This is a genomic window from Caulobacter segnis, from assembly GCF_003243465.1.
Taxonomy (GTDB): domain Bacteria; phylum Pseudomonadota; class Alphaproteobacteria; order Caulobacterales; family Caulobacteraceae; genus Caulobacter; species Caulobacter segnis_A.
The window spans coordinates 25,629-40,815 of the sequence record NZ_QFQZ01000022.1; the positions used below are offsets into that span (position 1 = coordinate 25,629).

The window sequence follows — 15,187 nt, forward strand, 5'->3', positions numbered from 1 at the left end:
GCGGCCTTGGTCGGAATTCCACCGCCGAAACCGCTTTCCGAAAAGCGTGGGAAATCAGAACCTTGACCTATTCCTCGCGCATGGTCGTCCGCAGGGTGTCGCGGAGCGGCTGGAACAGGTACTGCAGGACCGTGCGCTCGCCCGTCGGCACGATCACCTGGGCCGGCATGCCGGCGGTGACCTTGGTGCGGAACTGCTTGGGCAGTTGCTTCACGTCGACGCGGACAATCCCCAGGAAGTAGGCGTTCTTGCCCTCCGGATCCACGAGGCGGTCCCGCGAGATCGATTCGATCTTGCCGTTCAGGACCGGGATCTCGCGCGAGTGGAAGGCGGGCAGGCGCACCTCGGTGACCATGCCGGCGTGGACGTTGTCGACGTCGGTGGGCGCGAAGTGGGCCTGGATCACGAAGGCTTCGTCGTCCGGCGCGACGTCGACCATCGGTTCGGCCGGACGCACCACGGCGCCTTCGGTGAAGAAGCGGAGGTTCTGCGCTGTGCCGTTGACCGGCGAGGTCACGTTGATCCGGCGCTGGGCGTCGGAGGCCACGACCTCCTTCTCGGTGACCTCGGCCAGCTTCACGCGCGTCTCGGTGATGCTCTGGCTGACTTCCTGGTAGAACTGCTGCCTGATCTGGCGGATCTTCAGCTGGGTTTCGGAGATCCCTTGCACGGCCTTGGCGCGGTCGGCGGTCAGCTTGCCGATCGCCCCCGACAGCGAAGCCTGTTCGCGTTCCAGCGCCAGCAGGCGGGGCCGCGGGACCAGGCCCTTGTCATAGATCTTGCGAAGGTCGTTGAGCTCGTCCTGGATATAGCCCAGCTGGTCCTTCAGGCCCTGGGTCTGGCGGTCGATGCCGTCGATCTCGCTATTCCATTGATCGCGCTGGGCGTTCATCAGGTCGATCTGCCCCTGGATCGTCTGGCGGCGCTCCAGGAACTGGGCCTGCTCGTCGGCGATCGCGCGGGCGACCATCGGGTCGGCGCGCTGGCTGGTCAGGTCGGCCGGAAAGCTGATGACCGGGCGCTGATCGCGCTCGGCCAGCAGCCGGGCTTCCATGGCCTTCAGGGCCACGTACTGGTTCTTGGTGATGCCGGCGGCGGCGTTGGCCTGGGTCGGATCCAGCTCGAACAGGATCTGGCCGGCCTTCACCCTCTGGCCCTCGTGCACCAGGATCTTGCGGAGCATGCCGCCTTCCAGGTGCTGGATGGTCTTGCGATTGCCTTCGGCGGAGACCACGCCATTGGCGATCACGGCGGCGTCGAGCGGCGCGAACATCGCCCACAGCAGTCCGGCGAACATCACGGCGATGATCGCATAGCCGGCGCGGGCCACGCCTTTGTAGTTGTCCGTCGGACGCTGGATCTTGGGGGGCTTCATCTTGTCTTCAGCCTGATTGGCGCGCGCAGGGCGGCCTTAGGAAACGGGGGCGAGCGGGACGGATCAGTTGACGCGGATCGGCGCCGGCGCGGGCGCCGGCGGCGGGGCGGCGCCGGTCAGCTTGGCCAGCATCACGTCGCGCTCGCCGAAGTCGGCGATGACCCCCTGGTTGATCACCATGATGTAGTCGGCCTGGGCCAGCAGGTTCACCTTGTGGGTGGCGAAGATCACCGTGCGCTTGGCCGCCTTCAGGCGGTTCATCGCCTCCATCAGGGCGACCTCGCCGGTCTGGTCCAGGCTGGCGTTCGGCTCGTCCAGCACCAGCAGGGCCGGCATCCGGAACACGGCGCGGGCCAGGGCCAGGCGCTGTCGCTGGCCGCCGGACAGCGAGGCGCCGCCCTCGCCGATCGGCGTATCGTAGCCCATCGGCAGGCCCTGGATCATCTCATGCACGCCGGCCAGGGTGGCGGCGTCGATCACTTCCTGCGACTCGTACTCGCTGAAGCGGGCGATGTTCTGGGCCACCGTGCCGGAGAACAGCTCGATGTCCTGCGGCAGGTAGCCGATGTGGCGGCCCAGCTTCTCGGGATCCCACTGCTTGATGTCGTAGCCGTCCAGGCGGATCACCCCGGCGGCGCAGGGCCACACCCCGACGATGCCGCGCAGCAGCGACGACTTGCCCGCCGCGCTGGGGCCGACCAGAGCCACGGCCGTGCCCGCGTCGATACGGAAGCTGGCCTGCTTCATGGTCGGGGTCTGGGCGCCGGGCGGCAGGATCGAGGCGGCCTCGGCCGAGAGCACGCCGCGCGGATCGGGCAGCGGCATGTGGTCTTCTTCCTTGGCCTGCTCGCGCAGCGTGCCTTGCAGACGGTCCCAGGCGCCGCGGGCGCCCAAATAGTTCTTCCATTGACCGACGGCGCCTTCGATCGGCGCCAGGGCGCGGCCCACCAGGATCGAACCGGCGATCATCGAGCCGGGCGAGATCTTGCCCTGGATGGCCAGATAGGCGCCGCCGCCCAGGATCAGGGTCTGGACCACCTGGCGGAACACCTTGATGCCCGACATCACCGCGCCGCCGGCGTCGCTGGCGCCGGCCTGCCAGGCCACCTGCTCGTCGCGACGCACGCGCCAGCGGGCCTGCAGCCCGCCCCACATGCCCATGGCCTTCATGACCTCAGCGTTGCGGAGGGTGGAGTTGGCGTCGTTCTGGGCCGCGATCGAGGCGGTCGTCGCCATCTGGATCGGGTCCTTGGTGGCGCGGTCGTTCATCACGGCCAGGCCGAAGATGACGATGCAGCTGATGATGGCCAGGATGCCGAAATAGGGGTGCAGCATCCAGGAGACGATGATGAACACCGGCGTCCAAGGCGCCTCGCAGAAGGCGATCAGGCCGCCGGCCATGAATTCGCGGACCTGGTCCATGTCGCGGAAGGCCTGGCCGCCCGCGCCCTTGCGCGTCAGCGTCGACTCCAGCACCGCCCGGAAGATCGGGTCGCGGGCCACGCCGTCGAACTTCAGCCCGCCGCGCACCAGCACCTGGGTCCGCAGCGCCTCAAGCAAGCCATAGATGATGAACAGGAAGACGCAGATCACCGTCAGGACGATCAGGGTCGACACGTTCCGGCTGGACAGCACGCGGTCATAGACCTGCAGCATGTAGATCGGGCTGACCAGGGCCAGGATGTTGATGAAGAAGCTGAAGACCAGGGCGGTCATCACCGCCGGCTTCATGACCTCGACAGCTCGGTTGAGGACGGTCGGCTGCTCGCCAGAGCGGTTGAAGAACATTTGGAGCCTTCGTCAGGCCGCACTCGCGGACGGCCATATACAGTAACAACTTAGGTTGCGTCTCGACCACGAAATTGTGGCGGAAAGTGGCCTGCTGCGGCGAGTAGCCGCTTTTAGGCGTCGCGCCAAGGGGCGCTGTCCGCCCCCAGGACGAGCCCGCATCGTCACCCCCAAAAAAGAACCCCCCGGCGACGAGCGCCGGGGGGCCTTTCTATTCATCCTCCGGCTCCGAAGAGCCAGAAGCGCCTTAGATGAGACCGGTCACGAAAGCGGCGGTCGTCAGGGTCGTCGCACCGGTGAGGGTGATGACCGAGTCGACGGTGCCGTTGTCATCGAAGTCCATGTACAGCTTGCCGGTCGAGCTATCGAGCACGAAGCCCGTCAGCGAACCGTCGTTGGTCGAGATGTTCTGGATGATCGTCTGAGCGTCGGCGGCATTGGCGGCCACTTGGACCTTGATGCCGGTGACGGCGCCAGAGAGGACGTCCGACACGTCGATCACGTCGCCGGTGCGGTCAGCCAGAGTGGCGGTCGCGCCGAGCGAGGCGGTCGCGTCGGCCTTGGTGTTGGCCGAGAAGTCCGTCAGGGTTTGGGCCGTGGCCAGGACCGAGTGGGTCGAGTCACGCAGGACGTAGATGTCGTTGCCCGTACCCAGCGTGATCGTGTCAGCGCCAGCCGTCGAGTAGACGGTGTCGTTGCCAGCGCCGAGGTTGATCACGTCCGCCGAGGCGGTGCCGGTCACCGTGTCGTTGCCAGCGCCGGTCGAGATGGTCGCGGCCTTGTTGGTCACGTTCACGCTCGACAGGTTGATCACGTCGTTGCCGTTGCCGGTGGTGACGGTCAGAGCCAGGTTGGTCGACGACGAGGTGAAGGTCACCGCGCCAGCGGTCGCGGCGGCGGCGGCCGTGGAGCCGGTGCCGACGACGCCCGAAGCGTCCAGCGTGGTCAGAGCGGCGAGGCTCGAACCCGTGAAGTCGATACCGTGGTTGCCCGAGACGACGACCTTGGTCGCGCTGGTGGCGATCAGGTTGAGGTCCGAAGCGGCCGCGGGGTTCGCGTTCTTGTTGCTGTCGGTCGTGGTGATGTTCACCGTCTCGACGCCGGCGACGGTGATCGTGCCGGTGTTGACGATGTTCGACGCGCCGTTGACCACCAGGGTGATGGCGTCAGCGGTGCCCGTCGAGTCCTTCAGGTTGGCCGTGATGGTGCCGACGGTGGCGCCGTTCAGCTCCAGCGTAGAGTTGGCGGCCAGGTTGTTCAGGACCAGGGCCGAACCGACAACAGCGGCCGTCGTTTCAGTGACGGTCGGAGCGGTAGCGGTCGTCGCGTAGCCCGAGGTGGCCACCAAGTTGGCGACGTTGGTGTTCGTCGTCGTGCTGGTGAAGGTCACCGTGCTGCCCGACGGAGCGCCAGCGGTCCAACCCGTCGGAGCGTTGCCCGAGAAGTAGGCCGCGACGGTCGCGGCGGTGACCGAGCCCTCGGCGGTGTAGGTCTTGTCGCCCACCGTCACGCTCTGACCGTTGGTCAGCGCGCCAAAGGTGACGTCAGCGGTTTCGTCCGACGCGCCCGTGCCGTTGGTCGTGGCGACCGACGGAGCAGCCGGAGCCGTACCGGCGACACCACCGGCGGTGGCGGCGTTGGTGACCGCACCGGCGACGGTGCTGGTCAGGATCACGTTGGCGCCCGAAGCCGTGCCAGCGGTCCAGTCGGTCAGCGTGCCCGAGACAGCGGCGCCGGTGACGGTGCCGCCGGCGAAGGCGGTGGCCACTTGGGCGCCGGTCAGGGTCGTCGAAGCGGTGACCGTGCGGCCCGCGACGGTGACGGTTTGACCGGCGGTCAGGCCGCCGAACGTCACGGTGTCACGCTCGGCCACGGCGGCGGCCGTGTCGGCGCCGACGGTGATGTAGGCCAGGCTGTCGAGGTTCGACAGGTTCACGGTGTTCGTGGCCAGACCAACCGTACCGATCGCCAGCTTTTCAAAGCCGTCGATCTTGCCGCCGAAGGTCGTGGTGGCCGACAGGGTCTGAGCCAGAGCGGCCGACAGCTTCAGGGTGTCGGTGCCCGTACCGGCGTTGATCGAACCGTCGGTGCCCAGGGCCGAGGTGACTTCCACGACGTCGTCGCCGGCGCCCGTGGTGATCGCCTGGGTGGTGGCGCCCAGGATGATCGAGTCAGCGCCAGCGCCGCCAGCGAACAGCACGCCGGTGCCGAGCGCGGTGTTGAAGGTCGCACCCGCGGTGTTGGTGACCGTGACCGACGTCAGGGTGGCGTCGAGGCCACCATTGATCGTCACGGCGGCCGAGCCGCCCAGCACCAGGCTCTCAGCGGCGTCGGTGACGACGCTGAACGTGGCCGCATCGCCCGACACGTTCACGACCAGGCTGGTGGCGGTGTCGTCACGCACCTGCGAGCCCGCATAGTCCGCCAGGTTGACGGTCAGGGCGCGGGTGCCGGTGTCAGCGATGACCCGGATCGTACCGGTCACGTCCGAGGCGGTGACCGTCGTAACAGTGGCCTCACCGTCGTTGTTGATGGTCAGGGCGTCGACCTTGCTGGCCGTAACCGAGGTGACCATTTCCGAAGTGATGTCAGCGTCGCCGCCGTTGGTCGACGTCACCGTCGCCGTCGTCAGCACGTCGCTGTCGATCACGATGTCGCCGCGGGTCGTGACGGTCGCGGTCTTGCCGCCGTTGACGTCCACCTCACCCGAGGCGGCCGAAACCACCACGTCCACGTCGTCGCCGACGGTGACCGTGTTGGTCGCGCCGCCGGTGTTGGCGCTCGAAATGACCAGCTTGGTCAGACCCGAGAAGCCGGTGACGTCGGCGTCGACATAACCGGTGGTGACCAGGTTGACGGTTTCGACATTCTTCACCACCAGGCCGGTGGGGAGCGCGAACTCGTTGTTCGTGGCCGTCACGGCGTCCGAGATGTTCAGCACGTCAGCGCCGTTGCCGCCGTCGATGCTGTCCAGGCCCGTCAGGGTGTTCGCGCCGCTGACCGTGGCCGCGGTGAACGTGTCGGCGCCGGCGGTGCCGACCAGGGTGTCGACATTGGCCGTCAGGGTGAAGCTCGTACCCGGCAGGCTGCTCGGATAGGCCGTCAGGATGTTGACGCCGTTGGCGTTGTCCGTCGACAGCGTGCCGTCCGACAGGTCGGCGATCATCGCCTTGGCGCCGGCGGCGTAAGCGCCCAGACCCGAGGTCGTGGCGACGTTCAGGATTTCACCGATCAGGGCGGCCTTCACGGCCAGGTCGATGTCGGCGGCGGCGGTCAGGCCGGTGCTCGCCTTCACGAAGTTCGTGAGGTAGGTGATGTTGTCGGCGCGGCTCAGATAGGCCACGGCGGCGGCGACGTCGACGCCAGCGGCGGCGGCGGTCGCGTTGCCGATGATCTTGTCATAGGCGGTAGCGACGGTCTGAGCGTACGAGACGCCCGTGTAGGCGGCGGCGAAAGCAGCGGCGCCTTCACCTTGGCCCGTGGCCAGGTTGATCGAGAAGTTGATGAAGCGGTTCTCGTTCGAGAACTTGCTGTAGTAGGCGTCGTTCAGGTCGTTGGTGTTCGTGGTCGAGTTGACCAGGAAGGCCAGACCGGCGGCCGACGGCGCGCGGTTGGTGAAGAACTGGTAGGTCTCGATGGCGACAGCCGTCGTGCCGTTGACCAGCTTCAGGGTGTTCGCGAAAGCGGTGGCGTCAGAAAGGCCGCCGACTTGGGTTTGCGACGCATAGGCGTCGAGCGTCAGCGTGGTGGCGGCGTCAGGCGCCTTACCGAGGTTGGCCTTAGTGTAGGCATCAACCAGTTGGGCCGTCGTATAGGCCATGAGGATTGTCTCCCAAAAAAAATCCCACACCCCCTGCGGCCGATCGGCGCGCATGGAAGCAGCGATGGCTATAGAGCAAACGTCATACGTCGACAATAGCTGAAATCAGGCCGTACAGCATTTTTCTAACCGGTACAGCATTTTCATATGTCGCGTTCCTTGTACCCGGCCCCTGGAGGCGGTATATAGAGAGCGAATTGGACCCGGGCGCGGCGCGCAGCCGTCGCCACCCTCGGGCCTATGCGCGAGACATTATAATGTATGGCAACCCTCAACGACGCAGCGCCCCGGAGGTCCAGGACCTCCGTCGCGAAGGCGGTCGCTGGCTGAAGGACGCGCGCGAGGCCGCCGGCCTGTCGCAACGCCAGCTCGCCGCCAAGGTCGGCGCCGACTACTACACCTTCATTTCCCAGCTGGAGACCGGCCGCGGCCGCATCCCGCCGGACCGCTATCGCGACTGGGCCCGCGCCCTTAACGTTCCGGAAAGGACGTTCGTGCGGGAACTGATGCGGTTCTATGATCCTATTACGTACGAAATCCTGTTCAACGAAGAGTAGATCGTCTAGCGTGACTTAGCCGGCGGTGGCCGGACCGACTCTATCTTCGCGTGGGAACACACCGCCAGCATGGCCGCGCAAGTCCTCTCGTTCTTCCAGCGCCCGTCTCGTTCGGCTCCCGCGCTCGGCGCGGACTGGAGCCAACAGGAGCTCGCTGAGTTCTATCGCGTCGAATCGGCGCTGATCCGGGCCGGCATCCGTGTCGGCACCGATCGCGGCATGAGCGACGAGAACGAGCCGTGGTTCGTCTTCTACCGGACCGACGACGAGGAAGTGGTGATCCACTTCGCGCGGATCGACGGCGAGTACCTGATCGCCGGCCCCGCCTATGAAGAGATCGCGCGCGGCTTCGACTTCTCGTCGCTGGTGCGCAACATGGTTTCGCGCCATCCGCTGATCCAGCGCTCGCAACGCGGCGACAACATCGCCGTCCACCCCGCCGCCCTGCTGGTCGCCGTGGTCGGCACCGCCTTCTTCAAGAGCGGCGAGGCCCGCGCGGCCGAGAGTGGCGCGTCGAACCCGCCGCCGCACAAGCGCGCCGTCCTGCTGTCTTCCAGCGCCAACGCACCCGTGGTCGGCTCGGGCGCCGCGCCGTTTAGCGCGTCGAACTACGACACGGCGCAACTGCCGGCCAACCAGGCGGTCCTGGTGCTGGCCGCCGCGCTGCTGGCGTCCGACTTCAAGGTCGACAACGCCGGCCCCGACACCACGACGCGGGACGCCATCGTCGCCGCCGCCAGCGCTCTGGACTTCACGGGCGCGCCGATGATGGTCGCCCCCAGCATGAACACGGCCGACGTCGTCGGCGGCGAGGCCCAGGTGGTGACCAACACGCCGGTGCAGACCGTGTCGTCGGTGCTGTCGCTGGTCGCCCTGCTGTCGACCCTGCCCAGCCCGACCGATCTGACTACCCCCGATGCGGGCATCGGGGGCCGCGGCGGCGGCAATGGTGGTGACGGCGGCGATCGCGACGGCGCCGCCGCCTCCGCACATTTGGCCGCGCCGGGCGGCGCCGACGTGTCCGATTGGGCTCTGGAGGTTCGCTTGGGCTCGGGCGCCCTGCCAAGCGTCGAGGTCGTGCAGCTTGTTCGCGCCGCGATCGGCGACACCCCGGCCCAGAAGATCTCGGTCATCGAGGTTTCCAAGCTCCCTGGCATTCTGGCCGACCTGATCGCCAAGGGCGACCATGTCGACGTGGCGCGGACCCAGGCTCAGGCGACGCCGATCGCGCCGATCGGAGAGCCGACGTCGCCGACCGTGCAGGAGCCCGCGGCGCCGGAGCCCTCGCCCACGCATGAGGCCCCGGTCGCGGTGACGCCGGCGCCGACCCCAACGCCCGCGGCGCCGGCCGAGCAGAACCACTTCGCCTCGCCGGATCTGGTCAGCCGGTTCATTAACTTCTTCGTCGCGCACACCGGCGCGATCGAGATCATGCAGAATGGTCCGGAGATCGTCATGTTCGACGCCCGTGTCCTGCATGACGTCGGCGCGATCAGCCTGCTGCACGCGATGGTCTTCCATTTCGAAGACGGCGGCGCGATCGCCCTGGTCGGCGATCGCTCGGCCTTCCTGGACGTGGGCTTGACCTAGAAGCCTTGGCTTTGGATGTAGCCATCCAAAGCGCGGAGAAGGGCTCTGGGGTCTCGATCCCACAGCCCGCGCAAAGCGGCTTTTTCGGGTTCGCGTAGAGGACGGGCGGCGCTGCGAGCGAGCTCGGGAAGGATTGACTTGAGGCCCGCACGCCTGGACTTGGCGATCCGTTCCGCCATGAGCACCCCGACATCGAACATCGCCGCCGCGCCGGAACCCGCTGCGGTCCCGCCGCCCCCTCCCCCGCCCCGTCGACGGCTTGGCTGGGCGCGCGGCCTGCTCGCGCCGGTGCTAGGCCCGCTGGCGAGCTACGCCCGCCGCTATCTGCAGGCCAGCGTCGAGCACGAGCTACGCCAAACACAGGGGCGCCTGCAGACGGTGTCTTCGGACCTGGCCGCACTGTCCTCGGACCTCGCCATGGTGTCGGCGGACCTGCACGCCATGGGCCGGCGTCTGGAACTGAGCCTCGAGCAGAACGCGCAGCTGGCGGCGGCCCTGACCCGGCTTGAAACCCGCGCCGGCCGCAGCGGCGAGGCGATCGAAGCCCTCCCCGCCCTGTTGGGCCCGCGTCTCGACGAGCTCGAGATCAAGCTTCGGCCTCTGATCCATTACGACGAGGAGTCGGTGGCCGTCCGCATGCGCGAGGGCTACGTGCTGGCGCCGCGCGCCCTGCCGACCTTCGTGACCATGCTGGCCAACGCCACCAGCAAGGGCCTTGAGCCGGGCACCAGCGATGTTCTGCGCCGCCTGGTGCGTCCCGGCATGGCGGTGGCCGATGTCGGCGCCAATATCGGCCTGCTGACCCTGGTGATGGCCCACGCGGTCGGCCCCGGGGGCAAGGTCATCGCCTTCGAGCCGGAGGCCACGCCCCGCTCCAACCTCGAAAAAATGAAGCATCTCAATGGCCTGAGCTGGGTCGAGGTGCGCGACCAGGCCGTTGGCCGCGAGGCCGGACGCCTGACCTTCCACGTCAGCGAGGTGATCGGCCACAGCTCGCTGTACGCCCTGCCCGACGCCGAGGCCGCGCGCACGGTCGAGGTCGAAGTCGTTCGGCTGGACGACGTCGCGCCGGCCAAGCGCCTGGACATCGTCAAGATCGACGTCGAGGGCGCGGAGCTGGACGTTCTGGCAGGCATGAAGGGCGTGATCGCCAAGAGTCCCGACCTGGCCATCATCGCCGAGTTCGGTCCCGAGCACCTGGCGCGCGTCGGCCAGACGCCCGCCCAGTGGTTCAAGGCCTTTGCCGACGCCGGCTTCAAGCCCTACCTGATCGACGAAGCCACCAGCGCCTGCGCCCCGACCGACGCCAAGGCCGCGGCCAAGCTCGTCTCGGCCAACATCGCCTTCGTCCGGCCCGGCGGCGACGCCGAGCGCCGCCTGCTGCAGCGCTAGAACGGAACGATGAAGATCTGCTGGGTCACCCCCTTCGTGCTGCGCTCGTCGATCGGGCGGGTCAGCGCGGCGGTCACCGCCGCCCTCGCCGCCCGCGGGCATCAGGTCGAGATCCTGCGTTGCGAGGATCGCGACGACCCGGCCGAGCCGCTGCACCCGACCGCCCTGCCCGTCCGCCACTGGCGCGAGGTAGACCTCGCCAGCCTGCGGACGACCTACGACGTCGTGATCGTCAATATCGGCGACAATTATCCCTTCCACGCCGGCGCCCTGGCGATCCTCGACGTCGCGCCGTGCCTGGGGATCTTCCACGACTTCTATATCTACAACCTGTTCTCGGGCTGGCTGCACCACAATGGGCTCGACTATCGCCGGCACGACGCCGAGATCGTGGCGACCTATGGGGCTGCGGCGGAGCCGCACGCGGTCGCCGTCCGCTCGGGCCAGATGCTGGACATGGGCGAGATCGCCGCCAAGCTGCCGATGACCGAGTGGCTGGCGCGCCGCTGCGAGGCCGCCCTGGCCCACGCGCGGTTCTATGCGCCCCGCCTGGAGGCAGCCTGCCCCGGCCCCGTGGCCGTCACGCCGCTGTGCTGTCCCGATCGCGAGACCCCGCCCGGCCCGCCAGGCGACAAGGACCGCCTGACGATCACCACCGTCGGCGTCATGAACCCGAACAAGCGCGTCGCCGACGTGATCCGCGCGATCGGCGGCTCGGAGACGCTGAAGGCCTGCGCCTACCGTCTGGTGGGCCCGATCTCGGACGACGAGCGCGCCAGGCTGGAAGCGGTGGCCGCGGAGGTCGGCTTCGCCAACCTCGTGATCGACGGCGCCGTCGACGACCAGACCCTGGACCAGCGCCTCGCCGAGGCCGACATCGTCTGCGCCCTGCGCAAGCCGGTGCTGGAAGGCGCGTCCGGCTCGGCCTGCGAAGGCATGCTCAGCGGACGCCCGACGGTCGTCGCCGACGCCGGCTTCTATGGCGAACTCCCGGGCGACCTGGTCTTCAAGGTCGATGGCGAGATCCGCGTCGACGAGCTCCGGGCGGTCCTCGAGCGCCTCGTCGGCGACGCCTCGCTGCGCCGAACGACGGGCGCGGCCGCCCGCGCCTGGGCGCTGGAGACGCTGAACGCCGAACGCTACGCGGAGGCGGTGGAAAACCTGGCCCTCGCGCAGTTGACCAGCCGACCGATGCTGGCGATCGGCGAACGGATCGGCCACCAGCTGCGCGGCTTTGGCCTGTCGGACAGCGACCCTGCGGCCGGGCGCATCGGCGCGACGCTTCAGAAGCTGTTCGCGCCGATCGAGGCCTGACGCTCAGGCGCTCTTGCTGACCGGCGGCGCGCAGTAGGCGTCCAGGAAGGCCTGATGCTGCGGGAGGCGGCTGACCGTCCCGGCGATGTTGCGCTTCAGATCGTCCAGGGCCTGCTTCAGCTGCTGCGGCGGCATCAGGCGGCCCATGGCGTGGAAGCTCTGGGGCTGGACGCGTTGGCCCAGCAGGACCTGCAGCCAGGAGTCGACCTGGAACAGCTCGCCCGGCGCCTGGTAGACCTGGGCGCTTTCCCGGAACAGCGCGATGCGCTGGGCCAGGCTGTCGGGAATATCCATCTCACGCACGCGATCCCAGAACGGGCTATCGGTCCGCTCGGTCGCCTTGTAGTGCAGGATGATGAAGTCGCGGATCTTCTCCAGCTCGTCGTCGGCGAGGCGATTGTAGCGGTCGATCACGGCCTGGCTGATCCCGCCGAACGGGAAGAGCTGCATCAACCGGGTCATGCCGATCATGATCAGGTGGATCGAGGTCGATTCCAGGGGCTCGACGAAGCCGCTGGAGAGCCCCAGGGCCACCACGTTCTTGTCCCAGGTCTTGCGGCGGCGGCCGGTGCGATAGCGGATCAGCCGCGGCGGGATCAGGGTCTCGCCGTCGATCTCGCTCTGCAACAGGGCCAGCGCCTCGTCGTCGGACATGAATTCGTTGCAGTAGACGAGGCCGTTGCCGACCCGATGCTGCAGCGGGATCTTCCAGCGCCAGCCGGCCCGGTGGGCGATGGCCCGCGTGTAAGGCTTGGCCGGCTCGGTCGAGCGGGTCTGGACGGCCAGGGCGCTATTCGTCGGCAGCCAGTGATTCCAGTCCTCGTAGCCGGCCTTCAGGGTCTGCTCGATCAGCAGGCCGCGGAAGCCGGTGCAGTCGATGAAGAGATCGCCCTCGACCGCCTCGCCCGACTCCATGACCAGGGCCTCGACCGAACCGTCGGTGGCGCTCTGGCGGACGCTGGCGATCTTGCCCTCGACGCGCTTGACGCCATCGGCCTCGGCTATGCGGCGCAGGAACTGTCCGTAGAGGCCCGCGTCCAGGTGGTAGGCGTAGTTCAGCGGACCGTTCTCGCCCGTGTAGAACCGCTCGCCCTCCGCCGCCTTCAGCTCCAGGCAATAGTCGCCGAGATCGCCGCCGAAGCCCTGGGCCTTGGCCTGCATCCAGAAGTGATGAAAGCCGCCCATCCAGGTCGATTTGCCCACAACGCCGAACGAGTGGATGTAGCGGTCGCCGATCTCGCCCCAGTTCTCGAACGAGATACCCAGCTTGAACGTCGACTGGGTGGCCCGCATGAACTCGGCCTCGTCGATGCCGAGCAGGGCGTTGAAGGTGCGCGCCGTGGGGATGGTCGACTCCCCCACCCCCACCGTGCCGATGTCCTCGGACTCGACGAGCGTGATGTCGAGCAGCGGGCCCAGCTGGCGCGCCAGCGCCGCGGCGGCGGTCCAGCCGGCCGTGCCGCCGCCCGCGATCACCACCTTGCGGATCATCTGCTGGGTCATGGCGTCGCTCCCTCTGATCTTATCGGTTCAATCGATCGAGCAGCTGCGCGCGCAGCCGTCGAGCGGTGATGGGGTCCATGGGTCCCAGGGGGCCGCGCGCGCCTTCCGGCAGGTGCGCGGCGGCTCGTTCGGCGGGGCCGAAGACGTAGTAGTCGAACATCGCCTTCCAGGCCTGTTTCTCGAAGTCCGGGCGATCCCTTAGGCTGAGCAGGCCGTGCAACAGGGTATTCATCGGCGTGTCCGCGTGGACCGGCGCGACGTTCCACCAGTAGTTCATCAGGACGTTGAACGGCTCCAACGCCTCGACCTGGTGCCACCAGAGCGCCGGGTAGACGAGCACGTCGCCCGGCTCCATCTCGGCCACCTGAGCCGTCGCCAGCGCGTCCCGAAAGCCGGGATGCGCCTCGAAGTCGGGGTTCTCGAAGTCGACCATGCTGACCACCTGGCCGCCGGGCGTCGGCTCCAGCGGGCCGGGATAGAGGTTGGCCACCTGGTCTGGCGGGAACAGGGTGAAGCGCCGCCGGCCCACCGCGCAGACGGCGATATTGTTCGACATGTCCCAGTGGGCGGCGGCCGTCGTGCGGTTGCCGATCCAGACGCCCGCCATCGGCGGCTGCTCGCCATAGAGCTCGGGGCCCAGCCCCAGGTCGTTCTCGGCCTTGAGGCCGGGAAAGTAGGCGTCGAGATCGGCCGAGCCGACATAGACGGCCGGGGCGTCGTTATGGTCCTCGACCGCTTCGAGACGCTGCAGGAAGGTCTCCAGCGGCGCGCGCTCGGCCCTGAAGTTCACCGCCGTGCAGGTCTGGTCATAGAAGAACCGGCCGCGGATCTCGGGCGCCGCCGAATAGCCGACGACCCGCCCCCCCTGGTCATGGCCGCGGATATAGTCGCGGGCGGCCTGGCTCGATTCCAGCCCCTTCTGGACCAGCGGCCAGTCGCGGACCAAGCCCTTGAACAGCATCGGGGTCTGGCCGGCCAGGATGGCGTCGAACGGAATGTCCGCCGGCTGGGCGGCCTTGGCCTCGACCGTGCGGCGCGCCGTCAGGGCGCTCATGCCAGCCTGGCCTGACGACGCGTCTTGCGCGCGATCAGGTCCTCGATATTGCCCATCGAGGCGATGATCCAATGGGCGGCGCGCAGCAGCCCTGACTGGTGCAGCTTCTCGAGGTTCTCGCCCGTGACCGCCGCCAGACGATCGGGGGAGATGGTGTAGACGTCCGGCAGGTCGTAGCTGGTCCCGTCGTCCAGCTTGATCTCGACGTCGATCGGCTCGATCAGGCCCAGCTCCTCGTAGAAGGCGAACATCGGCCCGCTGATCTCCAGGCCGTCATGGATCTGGCCGAGGGTGCGGCTCACGCCCTGGAGGAAGGGTGAGTTGCCGCCCGCCGGCAGGAACAGGGGTTCGCCCGCGTCATGACTGACGCGCGGATGATCGAGATCGACATGGATCATGGGACGAGGCTCGCCGCCTAGGGCGTCGCGCTGCAAGGCGATCGAGAATGGTCCCCGCCGCTGCACCGCCGGCACATAGCGGGCGTTCCAGCCCGTCTCGTCGAGGAAAAGGTTCTCGTCGCGATCCAGGCCCAGCAGGACCACGGCCTGGTAGGCGCCCGCATCGTCCTTGCGGATCAGGATCGGATATTCGCGCTGGGCCGCCTCGAACTCGGTGGGCAGGATCAGGGCCTGGTTGATCGCGTCGCCGAAGGCCGCGCCATAGCCGGCGATCACCCGCAGGTCGGCGTGATCCACATTGTTCAGAAGCACTCGGTTCATCAGGCCCGCACTCACGCTGTCATACGCGTACTTCAAAGGAAGAGAGGGGCCGCCGCAAGCGCGGCGGCCCCTCCC

10 protein-coding genes are annotated in these 15,187 nt (G+C 68.0%); 4 read left to right on the top strand and 6 right to left on the bottom strand.

Features of this window, described 5'->3' with window-relative positions; translation table 11 throughout:
• Positions 1-67: 67 nt before the first annotated feature.
• From DI526_RS09230 to DI526_RS09240, 3 genes are all read right to left on the bottom strand, one after another.
• Positions 68-1,375, bottom strand: coding sequence for an HlyD family type I secretion periplasmic adaptor subunit (locus tag DI526_RS09230; protein WP_304276800.1), 1,308 nt, complete (start codon positions 1,373-1,375; stop codon positions 68-70).
• A gap of 63 nt (positions 1,376-1,438) precedes the next feature.
• Positions 1,439-3,163: a type I secretion system permease/ATPase gene (locus tag DI526_RS09235; protein WP_304276804.1), complete on the bottom strand. Its 1,725-nt coding sequence runs from the start codon at positions 3,161-3,163 to the stop codon at positions 1,439-1,441.
• Between the two features lie 247 nt (positions 3,164-3,410).
• Positions 3,411-6,983 (bottom strand): S-layer protein, encoded by a 3,573-nt coding sequence (locus DI526_RS09240; protein ID WP_304276807.1) that lies wholly within the window; start codon positions 6,981-6,983, stop codon positions 3,411-3,413.
• Positions 6,984-7,240: 257 nt separating this feature from the next.
• On the opposite strand from DI526_RS09240, the gene DI526_RS09245 reads away from it, so the two are divergent.
• The 4 genes from DI526_RS09245 to DI526_RS09260 all read left to right on the top strand — a co-directional run bounded on the left by DI526_RS09245 (position 7,241) and on the right by DI526_RS09260 (position 11,836).
• Positions 7,241-7,540: a helix-turn-helix transcriptional regulator gene (locus DI526_RS09245; RefSeq protein ID WP_304276809.1), complete on the top strand. Its 300-nt coding sequence runs from the start codon at positions 7,241-7,243 to the stop codon at positions 7,538-7,540.
• A 69-nt stretch (positions 7,541-7,609) separates the two neighbouring features.
• Entirely contained in the window at positions 7,610-9,130 is a 1,521-nt protein-coding gene (locus DI526_RS09250) for a hypothetical protein (protein ID WP_304276811.1), read from the top strand.
• A gap of 177 nt (positions 9,131-9,307) precedes the next feature.
• Positions 9,308-10,522: an FkbM family methyltransferase gene (locus DI526_RS09255; RefSeq protein WP_304276815.1), complete on the top strand. Its 1,215-nt coding sequence runs from the start codon at positions 9,308-9,310 to the stop codon at positions 10,520-10,522.
• A 9-nt stretch (positions 10,523-10,531) separates the two neighbouring features.
• Positions 10,532-11,836 (top strand): glycosyltransferase family 4 protein, encoded by a 1,305-nt coding sequence (locus tag DI526_RS09260; RefSeq protein ID WP_304276820.1) that lies wholly within the window; start codon positions 10,532-10,534, stop codon positions 11,834-11,836.
• Positions 11,837-11,839: 3 nt separating this feature from the next.
• On the opposite strand, the gene DI526_RS09265 is transcribed toward DI526_RS09260, so the two are convergent.
• Genes DI526_RS09265 through DI526_RS09275 form a run of 3 tightly spaced genes read right to left on the bottom strand, consistent with a single transcriptional unit; the run spans position 11,840 to position 15,112 of the window.
• A complete protein-coding gene (locus DI526_RS09265) occupies positions 11,840-13,339 on the bottom strand; it encodes a tryptophan halogenase family protein (RefSeq protein WP_304276821.1) in 1,500 nt (499 codons plus the stop codon).
• A gap of 19 nt (positions 13,340-13,358) precedes the next feature.
• The gene (locus DI526_RS09270; RefSeq protein ID WP_304276824.1) at positions 13,359-14,465 is read right to left on the bottom strand and encodes a cupin-like domain-containing protein; all 1,107 of its coding nucleotides are present in this window, start codon (positions 14,463-14,465) and stop codon (positions 13,359-13,361) included.
• On the bottom strand, positions 14,390-15,112 hold the full coding sequence (locus tag DI526_RS09275) for a SapC family protein (protein ID WP_304276828.1): 723 nt from the start codon (positions 15,110-15,112) through the stop codon (positions 14,390-14,392). The genes DI526_RS09270 and DI526_RS09275 overlap by 76 nt, the downstream gene beginning before the upstream one ends.
• Between the last annotated feature and the right edge of the window lie 75 nt (positions 15,113-15,187).